This window comes from Paraburkholderia sp. MPAMCS5 (assembly GCF_036016995.1).
GTDB lineage: Bacteria > Pseudomonadota > Gammaproteobacteria > Burkholderiales > Burkholderiaceae > Paraburkholderia.
On the sequence record NZ_JAYXBK010000011.1, the window covers coordinates 112,762 to 132,124 of the forward strand.

The window sequence follows — 19,363 nt, forward strand, 5'->3', positions numbered from 1 at the left end:
TGTGTTACAGCGCGTCTGCGCCGGTCTCCCCGGTGCGAATGCGGATCACCTGCTCGATCGGCGTAACGAAAATCTTGCCGTCGCCGATCTTGCCGGTGCGCGCCGCGCGCTCCAGCGCCTCGATCGCCTGATCGACGATGTCGTCCGCGACCGCCGCCTCGATCTTCACCTTCGGCAGAAAATCGACGACATATTCGGCGCCCCGATACAGCTCCGTGTGGCCCTTCTGGCGGCCGAAGCCCTTGACCTCGGTCACCGTGATGCCCGAGACGCCGATGGCCGACAAGGCTTCGCGCGCCTCGTCGAGCTTGAACGGCTTGATGATTGCGGTGATGAGTTTCATGAAATCCCTCTCGCTTAGTTGCTAACCCGTTGCTAACCCGTTGCTAACCCGTTGCTGAACCCGTTTGCGTGAGCCGCTGCCTGACCCGCTCACGACCGCTTGCGTCGCAGTAATCCGTTCCGCTTGGTCTCGTTCCGCTGCCGGTAAAAAAGGGCCGGCGATGCGCGCGGGGCAGTAAGAGCAACTCGTATGCCATGTTGAGTCCAGACGGCGTCCACGGGCGCTCCCAAAGGCTTAGCGCGCCTTGTCCAGATGGCCAGTCCGAGCCCTGCGCGGTGGCGCGGCGCGGGGATCGTTGCTAGAGTGTCCGCAGGTTCTGAACGCGCGGGCGCGCACCAAAGGCGCTCATGCCGCGCGTTGCGGCCGCAGCGGACGCACCAACAGAGCGCATCGCCGGATATCAGGCACAGACGCAATGAAACGCTGCACATTTTTTGTGCACCAAGGGGAACACCATGAAGCAACCGAACGATGTTTTTAACGACATTCAGGCCCGCATGAGCGAGCTGCTCAAGAACTCGCCGGCTAAAGATGTCGAACGCAATGTGAAAGCCATGCTGTCGCAAGGCTTCTCCAGGCTCGATCTGGTCACGCGCGAGGAATTCGACACGCAGACGCAAGTGCTCGTGCGCACGCGCGCCCGGCTGGAAGAGCTGGAGCGCCGCGTCGCCGAACTCGAACAGAAGCTGCCCGTCGCGACCCCGGCTTCCTGACGCTTGCGCTCGCCGCGCGCCAGCGCATAGGGCTGCACATCACAGGCAAGCGAGCCGTGACGTCATCAGCGTATTAAGGGGATTCGAGCGCTCAAGGCGCCGTCCGACGGGAGAAAACATGTCGCTTGCCGTGGTGCGCAGTCGCGCGCCGGCCTCTGGCCGCGCGCCCGAAGTAACCGTCGAGGTTCACCTCGCCAACGGATTACCCTCATTTTCCATCGTCGGGCTTCCTGATCTGGAAGTCCGCGAAAGCCGCGAGCGCGTGCGCGCGGCGCTGCAAAACTGCGGCTTCGATTTTCCCGTACGCCGCATCACCGTCAATCTGGCCCCCGCCGATTTGCCGAAGGAATCCGGTCGCTTCGATCTGCCGATCGCCCTGGGCATTCTCGCGGCGAGCGGCCAGATTCCAGCGGAGTCGCTGCTCGACCGCGAATTTGCCGGCGAGCTTTCGTTGACCGGCGCGCTGCGTCCCATGCGCGGCGCCTTCGCCATGGCCTGCGGAACGGCGCGCAGCGCGGCGGCGTTGGGCTCGTCCGCCGCCATCGTGAGCGACGAAGCGCCGCCTCTCCGCAATCCGCAGCTTTACCTTCCCGCCGCGAGCGCGGCTGAAGCGGCGCTCGTGCCCGGCGTCGACGTATATGGCGCGCCCGATCTTCCGTCGCTCTGCGCCCATCTGGCCGAAGCGCCCGACGCGCGCCTCTGTCCGGTCGCCGCGCCGAATCTCGCCGACATCGCGCCTGCCACGATGGCCGACATGGGCGACGTCATCGGCCAGCGCGGCGCGCGCCGCGCGCTGGAAGTCGCGGCCGCCGGCGGACACCATGTCCTGCTGATCGGTCCGCCCGGCGCGGGCAAATCCATGCTCGCCGCCCGTTTGCCGGGCCTGCTGCCGCCCATGACCGACGACGAAGCGCTCAGCTCCGCCGCGCTCCTTTCCGCGAGCCGCGCGGGTTTCACGCCGGCCCAATGGCGCCAGCGGCCGTTTCGGGCGCCGCATCATTCGTCGAGTGCGGCGGCGCTGGTGGGCGGGCGCAATCCGCCGCAACCGGGAGAAATCACGCTGGCGCACCTGGGCGTGTTGTTCCTCGACGAACTCCCGGAGTTCGATCGCCATGTGCTCGAAACACTGCGCGAGCCGCTGGAAGCGGGCCGCATCACCATCTCGCGCGCCGCGCTACAAGCGGATTTCCCCGCTGCCTGCCAGTTGATCGCGGCCATGAACCCGTGCCCATGCGGATGGCGCGGCGATCCCAACGGACGCTGCCGCTGCACGCCGGAGGTGGCGGCTCGCTATCTGCGCAAACTGTCGGGGCCGCTGCTCGACCGGATCGACATCCAACTGGAGGTGCCGGCGCTGACGTCGGCGGAATTGTCGGCGCGATCGAACGCCGTCGGCGAGACGAGTGTGGTGATCGCGCGCCGCGTGAATCTCGCGCGCGAGCGGCAATTGGCGCGGCAAGGCAAGACCAACCGGGAATTGAGCGGACGCGAGGTCGACGAAGTCTGCCGCCCCGATGCCGCGGGCGAAACGCTGCTACGCGAGGCGGGCGAGCGTTTCGGCTGGTCCGCGCGAGCCTACTATCGCGTCCTGAAAGTCGCGCGCACCATTGCGGACCTAGCGGGCGCACGCATGCCGAGCGCCGCGCAGGTCGGCGAAGCGATTCAATACCGGCGCGCTTTCAACGCTGTATGAGCAGAAAAATATGCTGTCAAGACTTGACTTATACACATGTCCGCGTTCCAGACAAATTTAGATACATCTGAAAGGTATATCGAAGGGTGCGCGCAAAGGGCCTTGATTTAAAACAATTTTTTATTCGTGCCAACGCCTGCTCAGACTGACGGAATGCCCACCGGACGGGCATTCGCGGCAAAAAAAGGCCAGTTCTCAACAGAGTTATCCACAGGAACAGTGCGGAAGTGGAAAACCTCAACGTAAACCGCGAACTAGCGCAGGAAGCTGCGAAGGAACTTTCACTGAGCGCAAGACTCGCTAGCGCCCGCGATCGGCCAAAACTACCGTTTTCAATAAAGTTGAAACGACGAAAAAAATTGGTCGACCTGCTCCTGCGGCAGCGGCTTCGAAGCAATGATCGCCGCCTGATAGACGTGCCGCCCGCGTGCCACGAGCCGCGCATAGACCGTGCGCGTTTCATGATCCGAACCGGCTTGCCCGCTCAATTTCATTTCAAGGCCCGGCACCTTGCCGCCTGCCGCCAGCGGGATCTGCACGGCGTGCGCATCCGGCGCCACGCCAACATTGCGGGCCAGGCCGGTGCGCAGGAAGTCGATTGCCTTGCTTTGCGTGGCTTCGCTGTCGTCGGGCAGCATGAGCGTGCCGACCGCGAACACAGCGTCGCCGGCTTCGGCTGTTTGCATGGCCATCTGCATCGGCGTGCCGTCGATCTGCACCGCTCGCTGATCGTTGCCGGGTTTGGCGGGCAGATCGACGGTGTAGCCGTTGTCGTTGTTCATGATGGTGCGCCAGTTGAACGTCGGCGAGCAGGCGGACAGCGCCGCGCCGAGAGCGAGCGCGCAGGCCGCCACGCGAGCGGCCGAAGCCGCGCGCGGCGGGCGCGAAGCGGCATCGCTGGCGAAGTGGCCAGAAAAACGGAGACCGGAAGAAAGACGCGAGGGAATTCGGGCGAGCAGATAAACGACGCAAACCACTGTCTGGAACATAGGAACGAAGCGCGAAATGACGGGAGCGGAAAACGCCATTATCCGCTGCCGGCCGACTGACTGCCTGTGAGGCTGCCCGTGAGACTGACCATGGGACCGCGCGTTCGCTTCCTGCCGCGCCGCCGGAATAGGACTACAATGGCGGCCTACGCTGTAGCGGGCGCCCAAGCCCAAACCGACGCACTGTCCCGCGCCTTTGCGCGACTCCCGAGGTTCCGTTCATGAGCACCATTACGCCGTCCACCGCCGTCACCCGCACGAATCCACTGCGCTATCTGATCATTGCCGTGGTGGCGATCGCGATCGGTCTCGCCGGCTATTTCGCGTTTGCCGGCCAGCAGCGCGTGCCCGACGCCACGTTCACGCTGCTTTCCGGCCAGAAAATCAGCACCGCCGACCTGAAAGGCAAGGTCTATCTTGTCAATTTCTGGGCGACGAGCTGCGACACCTGCATGAAGGAAATGCCGCAGATGGTCCAGACCTATAACCGCTTCAAAGGCAAAGGGCTCGAATACGTGGCGGTCGCAATGAGCTACGACGCACCCATGTACGTGGCCAACTACACGCAAACGCGCCAGTTGCCCTTCAAGGTCGCCATGGACGACGGTTCGGCCGCCAAGCAGTTCGGCAACGTCCAGCTCACGCCGACCACTTTTCTGGTCGACAAGGACGGCAAGATTTTGAAGCGCTATGTGGGCGAGCCGCAGTTCGCGGAACTCGACCAGTTGCTGGAAAAGGCACTGAACGCTGCCTGAACCCTGGCGCGACGGGCGCGAGATCGGCGCAAGGCTGAAATCGTCGCGAGACACAATGAAAAACGCCGGCACTGCCGGCGTTTTTGTTTTTACCGCTCCCCGTCGCCTTTGGCCGCGAGGCCATATCGCTTGATTTTCTCGTAAAGCGTGGCCTTGCCGAGCTGAAGCCGGTCCGCCGCGACCGCCACCGCGCCGCCGCTCTGTTCCAGTGCTTCGGCGATCACCGCACGCTCGAATTGCTCGACGCGCTCCTTTAGCGGCTGCGTCTCGCCGGCTTCGTCGCCGAAAGACATCACGGGATTTTCGGCGACACCGAGCACGAAGCGGTCCGCGGCATTGCGCAGTTCGCGCACGTTGCCCGGCCAGTCGCGCTGCATCAGGCTCGCGCGCTGACGGTCGGTGAGCATCGGCGCCGGACGCTGATACCGCACGGCCGCGTCCAGCAGAAAGTGCTCGAAAAGCGGCACGATGTCCTCGCGACGCTCTCCGAGCGGCGGCAACGCGATCGTCACCACATTCAGCCGGTACAACAGGTCGCGACGGAACGAGCCGTCCGCGACGTGTTCCGCCATGTCGCCTTTTGCCGCCGCGACCACGCGGCAATTCACGCGGATCGGCTGGTTCGAGCCAAGGCGTTCGAGCACGCCGTCCTGCAACACGCGCAACAGCTTGACCTGCAAGGCGAGCGGCATGCTCTCGATTTCGTCGAGAAACAAGGTGCCGCCCGACGCGTGTTCGAGCTTGCCGATCCGCCGTTTCGCCGCGCCGGTGAAAGCGCCGGGCTCGTAGCCGAACATCTCGGACTCGAACATCGGCTCGGGCAGCGCGCCGCAGTTCACCGCGATAAACGGCTTGTCGCGCCGCGGCGACAACTCGTGCAGACTGCGCGCGATCAACTCCTTGCCCGCGCCGGTATCGCCGTTGATCAGCACGGACGCGTCGGTCGGCGCCACGTTCGCGATCAGCCGCCGCACCTGCTCGATCGCCGGACTGCGGCCAATAATCCGTGGCGCAACCGTGTTCTGTTCCGCCAGCTCGCGACGCAGCGCGAGGTTTTCGAGCACCAGCTTGCGCCGCTCCAACGCGCGCCGCACGGTTTCGATCAGGCGCTCGGAAGCAAAGGGCTTTTCGATAAAGTCGTACGCGCCGTCGCGCATCGCCTGCACCGCCATCGAAATGTCGCCGTGACCGGTGACGAGAATCACCGGCACGTCCGGCGCGCGCTCGTGGCACTGCGCGAGCAGGTCGAGGCCGCTCGCGCCCGGCAGCCGGATGTCGCTGACGATCACGCCCGAAAAATCCGCGCTGATCGACTTCGCGGCGGATTCCGCCGACGCGTGGCCGATCACGTCGAAGCCCGCCAGTTGCAAGCTCTGCACGCTGGCGCGCCGCACGAGTTCGTCGTCTTCGATATATAGCACTTGCAAGCCGTCGTTCTGCATGTTGTGTCCGTCTGATTCAGGAGCCCGTGGTGAGCGGGTCCGCCGTGTGACTCGCCTGCACGCGCCCGCGGCGCAGAGTCAACACGAATAATGCGCCGCCTTCGGGCGCGTTGCGCGCCACCAGCGTGCCGCCGCAATCCCGCGCGATCGACGACGAAATCGCCAGCCCGAGACCCAGCCCCTGCCCCATTTCCTTGGTGGTGAAGAACGGTTCGAAAAGGCGCGGCAACACGTCTTCGGGAATGCCGTGGCCGTTGTCGCTGACCGCTACCGACAAACTCTCCCCGGCCGCCACGATCTGCACGCCAATGCGCGAAGGCGTCATGCCGGCGGTGGCGTCGAGCGCATTGCCCAGCAGATTGATCAGCACCTGTTCGAGACGCAGATCGTCGCAATGAGCAATCAATTCGGGATGCTCGTCGGCCAGATCGAGCGGCGCGCGCGCGCCGCTGGCCGCGTCGAACAGGGCGATGTCGAGTTCGACGCCCTGCAAGCGCTTTTGCAACAGCGCGAGCGCGTTGCGCAGCGCCCGCACAACCGGCGCGCGCGCGCTGCGCGGCCGCGCGCGTCCGACGAACAGCTTCAGTTGATTGGTGATTTTGCCCATGCGCTCGGTCAGCGCCGCGATCGCTTCGAGATTCTCTCGCGCCGAAGCCTGGTCGCCGCGCTCCAGCAACACCCGCGTGTTGTCCGAGAAGCCGCGCAACGCGGCGAGCGGCTGATTCAATTCATGCGTGATGCCGGCCGCCATCTGACCGAGCGCGGCGAGCTTGCTCGCCTGAATCAGCTCGTCGTGGGCGGCGCGCAACTCCTGCTCGGCGCGCGTGCGTTCGGCCACTTCCTTATGCAATTGCTCGTTCGCTTGCGACAGGTCGGAAGTGCGCTCCGCGACGCGCTGGTTCAACTCGGCGTACGCCTTTTGCAGCAGCGCGCGGCTGCGCATCATTTCGCGCACGCGCGCGCGGCGCATTCTCCAGTAGAACGCGAGCAGCACGAGCGACACATAGCCGAAACCGGTGACGATGGTCGCGTTGCGCGCGTCGGCGTCGACGGGACTGACGGGCGCCATGGTGATCAGATGCCAGTCCGGTTCGCCCATGCCGCGCCGCGACGCCAGATAGCGCGGCGCGTAACGGCCGCCGCCGATGCGCACGATCTGCGCGTTGCCTTCGAGCGTTCGTTCGATCGTGACCGGCAGCGGCGCGATGGGCAGTTGCGCGTATTGCCGCGCCTGGTAGATCGAATTGGCGACCTGGCCGGGCAATGGCCGTATCGTGTGATATTTCCACACGGGTACGGACGACAGAAAGATCACGCCGTGATCGTCGGTGACGAGGAGCGGCTCGAACGCGTCCGCGCCCTGGAACCATTCGAGATCGAGTTTGACGACCGCCACGCCGACGATCTTGCCCTCGCGCCGCACCGGCTGCGAGATGTAGTAGCCCGGCGCCTGCGAAATAGTGCCGATGCCGAAGAAGCGGCCCACGCCGCCCTTGATCGCATCGAGAAAATACGGCCGGAACTGATAGCCCGCGCCGATGAAACTGCCCGGCCCCTGCCAGTTGCTCGCGGCCACGCAATAGCCGTCGAGCGGAATGATATAGGTCACCGTCGCGCGCGCGTGACGGTTCAGGTCTTCGAGATAGAGATTCGCGCGCCTGACATTGGCGGGCGAAGGATCGACCAGCACGTCCTGCACGATCGGATGTTCCGCGAGCAGATACGGCAGCGATTCGTAGCGCTCCAGCGTGCTCTTCAGCGAGTTCGTGGTGCGATCGACGCGCGTGGCGGCATTGCGCCGCAAACTGTCGATTCCGCTTTGCCACGCAAGGCTATAGGTCAGCCCGCACGCCGCCACGAGCCCGGCGACGAGCGCGAAGAGGATCAGCAGGCGGCGCGTCACGTTGGCAATATCCAGTCGATGGTGATCGGATATTGTGGCATAAGGCGAAGCGCCACCGGCGCGAGCTTCGTCGGCCGGCGGCGCTTCAGTGGGGCGCGCGGTCACCGGTTTCATGCGCTGGTGTCCGCGGCCGCAATCGTTACGCTTTCAGACTGTGCCGGCTCAGACGCCGGCCGGCTCTTTGACCGCGACGTCGCCACGCAACGCGGCGTTCAGCTTGTTGCGGTCCAGTTCCTTTTCCCACGCCGACACGACCACAGTCGCCACGCCGTTGCCGACGATGTTGGTCAGCGCGCGGCATTCGCTCATGAAGCGGTCGATACCGAGAATCAGCACCATGCCCGACAGCGGAATGGTCGGCACCACGGCGAGCGTGGCAGCCAGCGTGATGAAGCCCGCGCCGGTCACGCCGCTCGCGCCCTTCGAGGTCAGCATCGTCACGGCGAGTAGCGTGAGCTGCTGCGTCCACGTGAGGTCGGTGTTCGTCGCCTGGGCGATGAACAGCACGGCCATCGTCATGTAGATGTTGGTGCCGTCGAGGTTGAACGAGTAGCCGGTCGGCACCACGAGGCCCACCACCGAGCGCGAGCAGCCGAGCTTTTCGAGCTTCAGCATCAGTTGCGGCAGCGCGGCTTCGGACGAACTCGTGCCGAGCACGATCAGCATTTCTTCCTTGATGTACGAGACGAAGCGCAGGATGTTGAAGCCCACCGCGCGCGCGATGATGCCGAGCACGACCACCACGAAGACGATCGACGTCAGATAGAACGTGCCGATCAGCTTGAGCATCGGCAGAAGCGAGCCGATGCCGTACTTGCCGATGGTGAACGCCATCGCGCCGAATGCGCCGATCGGCGCCAGCTTCGTGATGATGCGCACGATGCCGAACAGGATATGCGAGATGCCTTCGATGAAGTTCGTGACGACCTTGCCCTTTTCACCGGCCGTCGCGAGCACCGCGCCGAACAGCAGCGCGATCAGCAGGATCTGCAGGATCTCGCCTTGCGCAAAGGCCGACGTCAGCGTGTCCGGAATGATGTGCATCAGGAATTCGACCGTCGACTGGCCATGCGCTTTCGCGGCATACGAAGCGACTGCCTTGCCGTCGAGCGTGGCCGGATCGATGTTGAAGCCGACGCCCGGCCTCAACAGGTGCGTGGCGGCCAGGCCGAGAATCAGCGCGAACGTCGAGACGATTTCGAAGTACAGGAGCGCCTTGCCGCCGACGCGCCCGACCTTCTTCATGTCTTCCATGCCGGCGATGCCGGTCACGACCGTACAGAAGATGATCGGCCCGATCACCATCTTGATCAGCTTGATGAAGCCGTCGCCGAGCGGTTTCATGTCGACGGCGAGGTTCGGATAAAAATGCCCGAGCGCGATGCCGATCATGATCGCGACGATCACCTGGACGTACAGCACTTTGTGGATAGGTTTCTTCACGATGTTTCCTGCGATGTGGATGAGCCCATGGCCTGCCACGCTGCGCATCATGCGAACGAAAAATCGTCGCCGCTGCACGGCATTAAGGCCGCGACAAGACGACGAATTCAGAAATACCGGGAAGGGAAATCAGACATCGTTGTCTCCTTGCTTTAGTCGTCGGGCCGTTAAGCCCGCGGACTCTTAATTGCAAGGTCGATGCCAGCTTGACGCCAGCGGCATCGCATTGATTTTCAAGGACTTTTACGCGCGCCGCCGGGCCGGACGTCCGGGATTCCGGAAATCCGGATTGAGCGCGTCGGGAAACCCGGAATCCGTCGCACGTGCAGCCTAGGGAAAACCCGAAGTCTTTTCTGGCGGGCTTCCGGCGGCGTTTAAGCGCTGCCTTCTTCGAGCACCAGCAGATTGTCGTGCGAGAAGCCGAGCGACACCGGCTGACCTCGCTCGGGCAAACCGCGATTCGGATCGTTGAAGACGTCGAGCGAAATCACCGCGTCTTTCACGCGCGTTCGGATTCGCACCACCGCGCCGAGAAAATTCACTTCTTCGACGGTCGCGCTCAAGGTGTTGCGGCCCGGCGCGGCCGGTTCGAGCACGATCGCTTCGGGGCGCAGCGCGAGAAGGCGCTTCTTGCCCGCGTCGCCGGCCGGCAGTTCCTGCGTGGTGGTCAACTCCTGACCGTCCACCGCCATCTTGCCGGTTGCCGGATCGACCACGTGTCCGGCCAGAATGTTCAGCGTGCCGACGAACGACGCGACAAAGCGCGTGCGCGGATAGTTATAGATTTCCGACGGCGAGCCGATCTGTTCGACGCGCCCTTCGTTCATCACGACAATGCGGTCGGAAATGGACAGCGCCTCTTCCTGATCGTGCGTGACGAAAATCGACGTGATGCCGAGTTCGCGCTGCAACGCGCGAATGTCCTGGCGCAATGAAATGCGGATTTTCGCGTCGAGCGCGGACAGCGGCTCGTCGAGCAGCAGCACCTGCGGCTTGCCCGCCAACGCGCGCGCGAGCGCGACGCGCTGCTGCTGGCCGCCCGACAGTTGCCACGGATAACGTCCGCCGAGCTGCGGCAGCTTGATCAGATGCAGCATTTCCTCGACACGCTGACTGATCTCCACCTGCGGCCGATGCGCGATCTTCAGCCCGAAGCCGATGTTCTCCGCGACCGTCATATTCGGAAACAGCGCATACGCCTGAAACACCATGCCGACTTTGCGCTGCCGCGTGCGCAGATGCGTGACGTCCTTGCCGTCGAGCCGGATGATGCCGCGCGTGGGCGTTTCGAAGCCGGCGATCATCCGCAGCACGGTGGTCTTGCCGCAGCCGGACGGTCCGAGAAAAGTGATGAACTCGCCGCGCTCGATCTTCATGTCGAAGTGATGCAGCGCGATGTTCGACCCGAACGACTTATGCAGATTTTCGATTTCGAGGAATGCCATGATTCGCGGCCTCAGTGAATCAAACTAGTGTGTGAAGCTCATGCGTCAGATTTTCTGGCCGCTCAACGCGCGCGCCGAACCGAATACCTGAATCAGACCCATCGACGCCCACGTGATCATGAACGCGATAATCGCCAGCGCCGACGGCTCATACGCGCGATTCGCGCCGATCAATTGCAGATACGGGCCGAACGCGGGCCGGTCGAGCAGGCTCGCCAGCGTGAATTCGCCGATCACCACCGCGAAGGTAAGAAACGCGCCGGACAGAATGCCCGAGCGGATATTCGGGAAGATCACCTTGAAGAGAATCGTCGGCCAGTTCGCGCCGAGACATTCGGCGGCTTCGGTGAGCGAACGCACGTCGACGGCGCGCAGGCCGGCATCGACGGCCCGGTACATGTATGGCAGCGAGAGCGTCACATAGCCGAACACGAGCAGCAGATCGGTCGCGCGCTCGTTGCCCGTGAGCGGCAAAATCGAGCTGCTGTTATAGATGCGCAAATAGCCGAACACGATCACGATAGCCGGCACGACGAGCGGCAGCAGCGTGATGAATTCGACGACCGGCCGCAGCTTCGGCAAGCGCAGTTGCACCCAGTAGGCGGTCGGCACGACCAGCAACACGCCGACCACGATCGTGAGCAGCGCCATCAGGATCGAATAGCCGAACGACGCCTGAAAATGCGGATCGCCCAGCACGACGCTATACGCCTCGAAGCTGTAGGCGCCGCGCTTCATCCGCAGACTGAATTCGAAGGTGGCGATGAGCGGAATCAGGAAGTACAGCGAACCCACCACCATCGCGGTCCACGCGCCCACGCGAGACTGGTTTTTCATCGGCGGCCTCTTTCAGCACGTGAGCGCAGCCAGATGTAGCCGCCATTCGAAAGACCCGTCACGAGCACCATGCCGAGCGCGAGCGCATAGCCGAGGTTCTGGTTGTGCATGACGTCGCCGCGAATCTGCGCGAACAGCAGAATCGGCACGATGTTCAACGAGCTGCCGGTCAGCGCATAGGCCGTCGCGACCGCGCCGAATGCGTTGGCGAAAAGCAGCAGCGTCGCGCCGAGCACGCTCGGCCACAACACCGGCAGCGCGACGTGGCGCCAATATTGATAAGCGGTGCCGCCGAGGCAATCGCAGGCTTCGCGCCATTCGCGCTTCAGGCCGTCGAGCGCGGGCGTGACGATCAGCACCATCAACGGAATCTGGAAGTATAGGTAGGTCAGCGTGAGCCCCGAAAAACTCAGGATGCTGAAGCCCGTGGAGTACAGATTGAAGCCGAGGTACTTTTTCAGCAGCACCGTGACGAGCCCCACGCGCCCGAGCGTGCAGATAAACGCAAACGCGAGTGGCACGCCCGCGAAGTTCGAGGCGACGCCGGAGAAGGTCATCAACGTCGGACGAATCCAGCCGGGCAGTTTGCCCTGCACCGCCGCCCACGCGAGCAGCGAGCCGATCAGCGCGCCGCCGAACGAAGACGCCGCGCTGACCTTGAAGCTGATCCAGTAAGCGTCGAGGACCGACGGCTGGAACAGGTCGCGCAGATTGGCGAGCGTGAAGTGTCCTTGCGCGTCCTGGAACGCGCCGACCATCAGGAAGCCGGTCGGCAGAATCAGGAACAGCAGCGCGAAGGTAAAGAACGGTACGACGCCGATCCAGGCCAGCATCTGCGACGCGCGGCCCGGACCGTCGACGCGCGGCGTTGGCGTGTGCAGCGGCGGAACCACCAGTTCCGGCTGCACCGATCCCGCATCCGATGAAGCGCTCATAGCTCACCCTTGAGGCCTGATAGCTCACGCCGCGCGCGCCGCCCATGGCGAACGGCGCGCGCGGCGCGCATGACTTCTCGCTACGTTGGCGAGTCGCGCTTACTTGACGTTCGCGCCGACCACTTCGTCCCAATGTTTCGTGATGGTTTCCTTGTACGCGTCCTGTTGCGAGAGCGTCGGGAACACCACGTTCTTATACGACGACGGCGGCGGCAGCTTGTCGAGCAGCGCTTGCGGCACTTTCTTGCCGGCCACGAGTTCGTTATAGCGCATCGGATGGCAATAGCCCGTCAACCAGCCAATCTGGCCTTCGTCGGAATAGAGGTATTCCATCCACAGTTTGGCGGCGTTCGGATGCGGCGCGTAAGCGCTGATCGCCTGCACATAGACGCCCGCGACCACGCCTGTTTTCGGCACCACCACCTGAACCTTCGGGTTGCCCTTCAACGTATCGCGGTCGGCGAGCGCGTTGTAGTCCCAACGGACGACGATCGGCGTCGTGCCTTGCGCGAGCGATGCGGCCTTGCCGATCACCGGCACGAAGTTGCCGTTCTTGTTCAGATCGCTGAAGAACTTGAGGCCGGCTTTGTCCGCCTTGCCCGCGTCGCCCCTGCTTTGCGACAGGCCCGCTGCATACACCGCCTGAATCGCCTGATTCGCGGAGCGCGGATCGCCCGCGAGCGAGACCGCGTTCTTGTAGTCGGACTTGAGCAGATCGCTCCAGTCGGACGGCGCCTTGTCGATCATGTCGCCGTTCACTTCGAACGCGAGCACGCCGTAGTAGTCGCCGTACCAGTAGCCGTCGGCGTCCTTCGAATCCTTCGGAATCGAGTTCCACGTGGAGACCTTGTAAGGCTGCAACAAGCCGTCGGCCTTCGCGCTCGGGCCGAACGACAGACCCACGTCGATCACGTCGGGCGCCTGCGGTCCCTTGTTGCCCTTGTTCGCCTTGATGGCTTCGATCTCGTCGCCGGAACCGGCGTCGGGATTCAGCTCGTTGATCTTGATGCCGTACTTCTTCTGAAAGCCGGCGACGAGTTGCCCGTAGTTGCACCAGTCGTGCGGCAACGCGATCACGGTGAGCTGGCCCTCCTGCTTGGCGGCGGCGATCAGTGCATCGAGCGGCGCGGCGCAAGCGCTGCTCGCGCCGGCAGCGGCGACACCTGCGGCGGCCGACATCGAAAGTATGCGAGCTAACACGGTGCGGTTCATAGTTTTCCCCATCCTCTGCCGAAGTTGCTACGTTTGGAAAATTTCTGGTTGGAATTCAAGGACGCCTGCGCCCATGCGCGCCTGTCTTCATCATGCATCTGCATTCATGCGTCCACGCCATGCTCATGCTCATGCTCATGCTCACGTTCACCCCACCTCGCGGCGCTCAAAGCATGTCGTGCCGAAGTCTATCCATGCGATCTGTACAAATCATGTCGACGCCCCATTGCGCGAGCAATTGCGCGCGCTCCGGGTCGTTCACCGTGTAGGCGAGCATGTGCAGCCCGGCTGCGCGAATCTCGGCGACCAGCCGCTCGCTCAGATAGCGGTGGCTCGCGTGCAAGGACACGCAGTCCAGCTCGTGCACGATTCGCAGCCAGTCAGCCGGCACTTCTTCGAATAGCATGCCGCGGCGCAATGAAGGCGCCGCGTCGCGCGCGGCCGCGAGTGCATCGAAAGAAAACGACGACAGCAGCGGCGGCGTTTGCCCTTGCCACAAGCTCTGCGCCGCGCTTGCGACGAGGCGGCCGGTGATCTCGTCGCGGCCCGGACACGGCTTGATTTCGATGTTGGCCGCGATGCCGTCGCGCGCGCAACGGGCAGCCGCATCGGCCAGCGTCGGCAGGCGCGTGCCCGCGAACTGCGGCCCGTACCACGCGCCCGCGTCGAGCGACGCAAGCTGCGCCCACGTCTGACCCGCGGCGTCACCGTGGCCGCTGGTGGTGCGCTCAAGCGTGTCGTCGTGCAGCAGGAAAAGGTGAGTGTCGGCGGAAAGCTTGGCGTCGAATTCGACCATGCGATAACCGTGGCGCACGCAGGCGTCAAAGCCCGCCAACGTGTTCTCCGGCGCGAGCGTGCCGCCGCAACGGTGCGCAACGAGCGGCGGATACGGCCAGTCTGCCGCTGATGGACGATCGATCCCGTTTCCCACGTCTCGTTACCTTTCACTCGGATAGAGCGGATTGACAGGCGCCGGCGTAGGCGGTTTTGGTCTCCAGAACACGCGCGGCGCTTCGATTTTCGAAGGCTAAATTCAAATACACAAACTTGCAAGCTGCCAAAAAAATACAACACAATTGAACTAAACTAGGACGTTTGACATCGTGTGGACACACATTCGTGTCCACGATATTGCCGGTTCAGACACGTTGTGCGAACGACTTCGCATTCAAGGGACATGCATGTGGCAGGAAGACCGTCATCAGAGAATACGCGCGTTGCTCTCGACGCTGCATCGGGTATCCACCGAACGGATCATGGCGGATCTGGGCGTGTCGCGCGAAACGGTGCGGCGCGATCTGCTCGATCTCGAAGCGCTGGGTGAATTGCGGCGCGTGCACGGCGGCGCAATCAGACCCGCCGACGAAGCGCCGATCGCCGAGCGCGCCCATATGCGCGTCAAATCGAAAACGGCCATCGCGAAGGCGGCGACCGGCCTGATCGCCAGCGGGCAAACGCTCTTTATCGACGCGGGCACCACGACCGCCGCGCTCGCCGAAGAACTCGCGAAGCTCGCCAACCTGACCATCGTCACCAATTCCATCGACGTCGCGTTGAAGTTGCGCGGCGCGGCGGAGCAAGCCGAAGCCGCCAACGAAGTCATTCTGCTCGGCGGCACGATCAGCGACCGCGCCATGGCGACCACCGGCGCGACGACCGTGCTCGACATCCAGCGCTACCGCGCGGACCTGGCGCTGCTGTCGCCGGTCGGCATCGACCATCGGCATGGCGCGACGAACTACGATCACGCCGAAACCGAAGTGGCGCGCGCGATGGTCGCGAACGCGGACCGCGTGGTGATCCTCGCCGACTACAGCAAGATTGGCCAGCGCAGCCGCATTTCGTATTGCCCGGTTGACCGGATCGACGTGCTCGTCACCAACAAGAAAGCCGCCGAGGCCGCCGATTTCACCGCGTTGAAAAAGAAGCTGGAAGAAGTCGTGCTGGCGTGAACGCGCCGGCTCAATCCTTCAGATGCAGCGTATCGAGCGTGTGTTTGCGCAAGCGCGTGTCGTGCAGCGCGCCGGCGGCGTCGAGCACCGGATAAGCCGTCGAACAGAACAGCGAGTTCAGGCGCTTCATGTCGCTGATCACGTCGAGATGCAACGCGCTCGTCTCGATGCTGCGCAGCGTCTGACCGGCGAGCCGGTCCAGATGCCGGTATGAATAGGCGCGCTCCAGATCGCGGAAATGCTCTTTTTCGGCAAGCAGACGCTCGGCGCATCGCAAGTCGTTATTCAGGAATACGGACAGCCCGAGTTGCAGATTTCTGACGAGCCGCGCCTGCAGATCGTCCAGTTCGCCCAGCCCTTCTTCCGAAAACGACAGGCGGTGCGCGATCTTCTTTTCCTCGATATCGCCCACGATCCGCTCGATGATGTCGCCCGCGTGCTCCAGATTGATCGTCAGCGAAATGATGTCGGTCCAGCGGCGGCTGTCGGATTCGTCGAGCTGCTCGCGCGAAATCAGCGTGAGGTAGTGCTTGACGGCGGCGTAAAGCTCGTCGATGTCGTCGTCCATGCGGACCGTTTCGCGCGCCTTCTCCAGATGATTGTGATGAATCAGCTCGCCGACATTGTCGAGCATGACGCGCACGATATCGCCGATGCGCAGCACTTCGCGCGCGGCATTGGCGAGCGCGAGTGTCGGCGTGGCCAGCGCGCCGGCGTCGAGATGCAGCGGCCGCAACTCGCCATTCGGCATGGGCCGGTCCGGCGACAGGCGCGCGCAGACGCGCGCGACCGGGTCGATCAGCGACAGACACGCGCAGCAACGCAACGTGTTGTAGATCAGGTGGAAGCCCACGGTGGCTTCTCGCGGATTCGCGATCAGCACCGGCAGCCCGCGCGCGAGCAAGGACGTGAACGGCAGGATCAGCAGCGCGCCGGCGAGCTTGAAGGTGAAGCTGCCGAGCGCGAGCCGCCGCGCCGCCGGGTTCTGCGCGGCCGCGCCCAGCAGCGCGACCAGCCCGCTGCCGAGATTCGCGCCGATCACGAGGCACAGCGCCACCTTCAGCGAAATCACGCCCGACGATGCCAGCGTGGCCGTGAGCAACACGGCCGCGAGGCTCGAATACGACAGCATGGCGAAGGCCGCGCCGACCAGCGCGTCGAGCATCGTATCGCCCGTCAACGCGCCGAACATGACGCGCACGCCTGCGCCTTGCATCATCGGCTGAGCGGTTTCGACGATCAGATGAAGCGCGAGCAGAATCAGACCGAGCCCGATCAACGTACGCCCGACCTGACCCAGGCGCGTCTCCTTGCGCGACAGAAAAAGCGGCACGCCGAACAGAATGAGGATCGGCGACAACCAGGACAGATCGAGTGTGAGAATCCGCGCCATCAACGCCGTGCCGACGTCCGCGCCGAGCATGATGGCGAGCCCGCTGGTCAGCGGTAAAAGCCCTTGCGCCGCGAACGACGTGACGATCACCGCGGTGGCGTTGCTGCTTTGCACGAGGCTCGTGACGCCGACTCCCGACAGGAACGCACGCCAGCGGCCACGCGTGCTGCGCCCGAGCACGCTGCGCAGATCGGCCCCGAGCACACGAAGGATGCCGGTGCGCACGATATGCGAGCCCCACACAAGCAGTGCCACACCGGCCAGAAGGTTAAGGAGAATCAACATAGCGCACTGCTCATTATTCTCTGCTGCCGTGACCCGAACCGCATGTCGCGCTACGACACCCGGGGCGTATGACACTAGTGTTGCATATTTTTGCCTTATTGTAATTTTGTGCTTTTAAATATACGCTCGCGCAACGATGTGATCGCCGCGCGGCCGTTCAGGCCGGTACATGCGACGCCTCGCCACCTGCTGACAAGGACAACGGATGAGCCGCAATCTCGCGCTGTTCGATCTCGACCACACGCTGCTGCCGCTCGACAGCGACCAGGCGTGGGCTCATTTTGTTGCCGGCCTTGGAGTAGAAGGCGCCGCGCGGCATGCAGAAGAAATCGACGAGTATTACCGGCAATATGTGGCCGGCACGCTCGACATGAGCGCCTATCTGCAATACACGCTGGCGCCGCTCGCGCGTCACTCGCGCGAGCAGCTCGACGCATGGCACGCGCAGTTCATGCGGGAAGTGATCGCGCCGGCCATTCGGCCGGCCGCGCGCGAACTCGTGCAGCATCACATCGAGGCGGGCGACCTGTGCTGCATCGTCACGGCCACGAATGTGTTCGTGACGGCGCCGATTGGCAAGGCGCTCGGCTTCGACCATCTTCTTGGAATCGAACTCGACACGGAAGGCGGCGATCCGCTCGCGCGTTTCACGGGTGCGTCGGTGGGCGTTCCGACGTTCCGCGAAGGCAAGATCACGCGCACCGAAAACTGGCTCGCCTCGCTGGGCCACCGTTTGCAGGACTTCGCCGAGAGCTGGTTCTATAGCGATTCGATCAACGACGTTCCGTTGCTCGAACGCGTCACGCACCCGGTCGCGACCAATCCGGACGCGCGTTTGCGCAAGGTGGCGAAGGAGCGCGGCTGGCCGGTTATCGAACTTTTTGCTTGAGGTGGCTTGGTGCGGCTTGATGTGGCTTGATGCGCATTTCGCCACGCAGGCGTTTGCCCAGCTGAAAAAAAAGCCCGCAACACGTGCGGGCTTTCTTTAAAACGGGCGGACCCGACGCTCAGACCACGCCGGCTCCATGCGCCTGCAAATCGGCGTGATAGCTCGAACGCACCATGGCGCCGACCGCGGCGTGCGTGAAGCCCATCTTGTACGCCTCTTCCTCGTACATCTTGAACGTGTCCGGATGCACGTACGAGCGGACCGGCAGATGATGCTCCGAAGGTTGCAGATACTGGCCGATTGTCAGCATGTCCACGTCGTGCTCGCGCAGATCGCGCATGACTTGCAGAATCTCTTCTTCCGTTTCGCCGAGGCCGACCATCAAACCCGACTTGGTTGCGACGTCCGGATGAAGCGCCTTGAAGTCCTTCAGCAGCTTCAGCGAATGCGCGTAGTCCGAACCCGGCCGCGCTTCCTTATACAGACGCGGCACCGTTTCGAGATTGTGGTTCATCACGTCGGGCGGCGCGGCATTCAGAATGCCGATCGCGCGATCCAGACGACCACGGAAATCCGGCGTCAGAATTTCAATGCGCGTTTCCGGCGAGAGTTCGCGCGTCTGACGGATACATTCCACAAAGTGCGCCGCGCCGCCGTCGCGCAAATCGTCACGGTCCACGCTCGTGATCACCACGTACTTCAGCTTCAGCGCCGCAATCGTGCGCGCGAGGTTGCCAGGCTCCTCCGGATCGAGCGGATCGGGACGGCCGTGGCCCACGTCGCAGAACGGGCAGCGCCGCGTGCACTTGTCGCCCATGATCATGAAGGTCGCCGTGCCCTTGCCGAAGCACTCGCCGATGTTCGGGCAGCTCGCTTCCTCGCAGACGGTGTGCAGATTGTGCTCGCGCAAAATTTGCTTGATCTCGTAGAAACGCGAGTTGCCGGTCGCCGCCTTGACGCGAATCCAGTCAGGCTTCTTCAGCTTTTCAATCGGAACGATCTTGATGGGAATGCGGGCGGTTTTGGCTTGCGCCTTCTGCTTCGCGGTGGCGTCGTAGGCAGCAGCGGATGCCGGCACGCCTTCGGGCGCGGGGGAAGCTGCGAGGTTCGCGGTAACGTCAGTCATTCGTTCGA

The 19,363-nt window shown here is 63.5% G+C and carries 17 protein-coding genes; 5 read left to right on the top strand and 12 right to left on the bottom strand.

Annotation, left to right across the window (positions count from 1 at the left end; genetic code table 11):
- Nucleotides 1–4 precede the first annotated feature (4 nt).
- Nucleotides 5–343 carry a P-II family nitrogen regulator gene (locus tag VOM14_RS22750; protein ID WP_230508317.1) on the bottom strand — a complete coding sequence of 113 codons (339 nt, stop codon included), beginning with the start codon at nt 341–343 and terminating at the stop codon, nt 5–7.
- Nucleotides 344–798: 455 nt separating this feature from the next.
- Here VOM14_RS22750 and VOM14_RS22755 point away from each other — a divergent pair, with 455 nt between their 5' ends.
- The gene (locus VOM14_RS22755; RefSeq protein WP_327631004.1) at nt 799–1,056 is read left to right on the top strand and encodes an accessory factor UbiK family protein; all 258 of its coding nucleotides are present in this window, start codon (nt 799–801) and stop codon (nt 1,054–1,056) included.
- 118 nt (nt 1,057–1,174) lie between these two features.
- Nucleotides 1,175–2,749 (top strand): YifB family Mg chelatase-like AAA ATPase, encoded by a 1,575-nt coding sequence (locus tag VOM14_RS22760; RefSeq protein WP_327631005.1) that lies wholly within the window; start codon nt 1,175–1,177, stop codon nt 2,747–2,749.
- Nucleotides 2,750–3,081: 332 nt separating this feature from the next.
- On the opposite strand, the gene VOM14_RS22765 is transcribed toward VOM14_RS22760, so the two are convergent.
- Nucleotides 3,082–3,738, bottom strand: a complete 657-nt coding sequence (locus VOM14_RS22765) for a hypothetical protein (protein ID WP_327631006.1) — start codon at nt 3,736–3,738, stop codon at nt 3,082–3,084.
- 221 nt (nt 3,739–3,959) lie between these two features.
- On the opposite strand from VOM14_RS22765, the gene VOM14_RS22770 reads away from it, so the two are divergent.
- Nucleotides 3,960–4,493 carry a TlpA disulfide reductase family protein gene (locus VOM14_RS22770; RefSeq protein WP_327631007.1) on the top strand — a complete coding sequence of 178 codons (534 nt, stop codon included), beginning with the start codon at nt 3,960–3,962 and terminating at the stop codon, nt 4,491–4,493.
- An 89-nt stretch (nt 4,494–4,582) separates the two neighbouring features.
- Here VOM14_RS22770 and VOM14_RS22775 read toward each other — a convergent pair whose 3' ends face one another.
- From VOM14_RS22775 to ugpQ, 8 genes are all read right to left on the bottom strand, one after another.
- Nucleotides 4,583–5,935 carry a sigma-54-dependent transcriptional regulator gene (locus tag VOM14_RS22775; protein WP_327631008.1) on the bottom strand — a complete coding sequence of 451 codons (1,353 nt, stop codon included), beginning with the start codon at nt 5,933–5,935 and terminating at the stop codon, nt 4,583–4,585.
- 16 nt (nt 5,936–5,951) lie between these two features.
- Nucleotides 5,952–7,952: a sensor histidine kinase gene (locus tag VOM14_RS22780; protein WP_327631009.1), complete on the bottom strand. Its 2,001-nt coding sequence runs from the start codon at nt 7,950–7,952 to the stop codon at nt 5,952–5,954.
- A 48-nt stretch (nt 7,953–8,000) separates the two neighbouring features.
- Entirely contained in the window at nt 8,001–9,281 is a 1,281-nt protein-coding gene (locus VOM14_RS22785; RefSeq protein ID WP_327631010.1) for a dicarboxylate/amino acid:cation symporter, read from the bottom strand.
- A gap of 374 nt (nt 9,282–9,655) precedes the next feature.
- Nucleotides 9,656–10,726, bottom strand: coding sequence for an ABC transporter ATP-binding protein (locus tag VOM14_RS22790; protein ID WP_327631011.1), 1,071 nt, complete (start codon nt 10,724–10,726; stop codon nt 9,656–9,658).
- A 45-nt stretch (nt 10,727–10,771) separates the two neighbouring features.
- Entirely contained in the window at nt 10,772–11,563 is a 792-nt protein-coding gene (locus VOM14_RS22795) for an ABC transporter permease (RefSeq protein WP_327631012.1), read from the bottom strand.
- A complete protein-coding gene (locus tag VOM14_RS22800) occupies nt 11,560–12,498 on the bottom strand; it encodes an ABC transporter permease (protein WP_327631013.1) in 939 nt (312 codons plus the stop codon). The genes VOM14_RS22795 and VOM14_RS22800 overlap by 4 nt, the downstream gene beginning before the upstream one ends.
- A gap of 99 nt (nt 12,499–12,597) precedes the next feature.
- On the bottom strand, nt 12,598–13,710 hold the full coding sequence (locus VOM14_RS22805) for an ABC transporter substrate-binding protein (protein ID WP_327631014.1): 1,113 nt from the start codon (nt 13,708–13,710) through the stop codon (nt 12,598–12,600).
- A gap of 166 nt (nt 13,711–13,876) precedes the next feature.
- Nucleotides 13,877–14,641: a glycerophosphodiester phosphodiesterase gene (ugpQ, locus tag VOM14_RS22810; RefSeq protein WP_327631015.1), complete on the bottom strand. Its 765-nt coding sequence runs from the start codon at nt 14,639–14,641 to the stop codon at nt 13,877–13,879.
- Nucleotides 14,642–14,891: 250 nt separating this feature from the next.
- On the opposite strand from ugpQ, the gene VOM14_RS22815 reads away from it, so the two are divergent.
- Entirely contained in the window at nt 14,892–15,662 is a 771-nt protein-coding gene (locus VOM14_RS22815; protein ID WP_327631016.1) for a DeoR/GlpR family DNA-binding transcription regulator, read from the top strand.
- 10 nt (nt 15,663–15,672) lie between these two features.
- On the opposite strand, the gene VOM14_RS22820 is transcribed toward VOM14_RS22815, so the two are convergent.
- Nucleotides 15,673–17,340: a Na/Pi cotransporter family protein gene (locus VOM14_RS22820; RefSeq protein ID WP_327631017.1), complete on the bottom strand. Its 1,668-nt coding sequence runs from the start codon at nt 17,338–17,340 to the stop codon at nt 15,673–15,675.
- Nucleotides 17,341–17,545: 205 nt separating this feature from the next.
- Between VOM14_RS22820 and VOM14_RS22825 the strand changes: the two genes are divergently transcribed.
- Entirely contained in the window at nt 17,546–18,229 is a 684-nt protein-coding gene (locus VOM14_RS22825; RefSeq protein ID WP_327631018.1) for an HAD family hydrolase, read from the top strand.
- Between the two features lie 118 nt (nt 18,230–18,347).
- Here the strand turns inward: VOM14_RS22825 and lipA are convergent, their stop codons facing one another.
- The gene (lipA, locus tag VOM14_RS22830) at nt 18,348–19,355 is read right to left on the bottom strand and encodes a lipoyl synthase (protein WP_327631019.1); all 1,008 of its coding nucleotides are present in this window, start codon (nt 19,353–19,355) and stop codon (nt 18,348–18,350) included.
- Nucleotides 19,356–19,363: the final 8 nt, after the last annotated feature.

What these genes read in the sequence shown, in the direction of transcription:
- VOM14_RS22750 (WP_230508317.1), bottom strand. Translation starts at nt 343, where the DNA reads ATGAAACTCATCACCGCAATCATCAAGCCGTTCAAGCTCGACGAGGCG.
- VOM14_RS22755 (WP_327631004.1), top strand. Translation starts at nt 799, where the DNA reads ATGAAGCAACCGAACGATGTTTTTAACGACATTCAGGCCCGCATGAGC.
- VOM14_RS22760 (WP_327631005.1), top strand. Translation starts at nt 1,175, where the DNA reads ATGTCGCTTGCCGTGGTGCGCAGTCGCGCGCCGGCCTCTGGCCGCGCG.
- VOM14_RS22765 (WP_327631006.1), bottom strand. Translation starts at nt 3,738, where the DNA reads ATGTTCCAGACAGTGGTTTGCGTCGTTTATCTGCTCGCCCGAATTCCC.
- VOM14_RS22770 (WP_327631007.1), top strand. Translation starts at nt 3,960, where the DNA reads ATGAGCACCATTACGCCGTCCACCGCCGTCACCCGCACGAATCCACTG.
- VOM14_RS22775 (WP_327631008.1), bottom strand. Translation starts at nt 5,935, where the DNA reads ATGCAGAACGACGGCTTGCAAGTGCTATATATCGAAGACGACGAACTC.
- VOM14_RS22780 (WP_327631009.1), bottom strand. Translation starts at nt 7,952, where the DNA reads ATGAAACCGGTGACCGCGCGCCCCACTGAAGCGCCGCCGGCCGACGAA.
- VOM14_RS22790 (WP_327631011.1), bottom strand. Translation starts at nt 10,726, where the DNA reads ATGGCATTCCTCGAAATCGAAAATCTGCATAAGTCGTTCGGGTCGAAC.
- VOM14_RS22795 (WP_327631012.1), bottom strand. Translation starts at nt 11,563, where the DNA reads ATGAAAAACCAGTCTCGCGTGGGCGCGTGGACCGCGATGGTGGTGGGT.
- VOM14_RS22800 (WP_327631013.1), bottom strand. Translation starts at nt 12,498, where the DNA reads ATGAGCGCTTCATCGGATGCGGGATCGGTGCAGCCGGAACTGGTGGTT.
- VOM14_RS22805 (WP_327631014.1), bottom strand. Translation starts at nt 13,710, where the DNA reads ATGAACCGCACCGTGTTAGCTCGCATACTTTCGATGTCGGCCGCCGCA.
- VOM14_RS22815 (WP_327631016.1), top strand. Translation starts at nt 14,892, where the DNA reads ATGTGGCAGGAAGACCGTCATCAGAGAATACGCGCGTTGCTCTCGACG.
- VOM14_RS22820 (WP_327631017.1), bottom strand. Translation starts at nt 17,340, where the DNA reads ATGTTGATTCTCCTTAACCTTCTGGCCGGTGTGGCACTGCTTGTGTGG.
- VOM14_RS22825 (WP_327631018.1), top strand. Translation starts at nt 17,546, where the DNA reads ATGAGCCGCAATCTCGCGCTGTTCGATCTCGACCACACGCTGCTGCCG.
- lipA (WP_327631019.1), bottom strand. Translation starts at nt 19,355, where the DNA reads ATGACTGACGTTACCGCGAACCTCGCAGCTTCCCCCGCGCCCGAAGGC.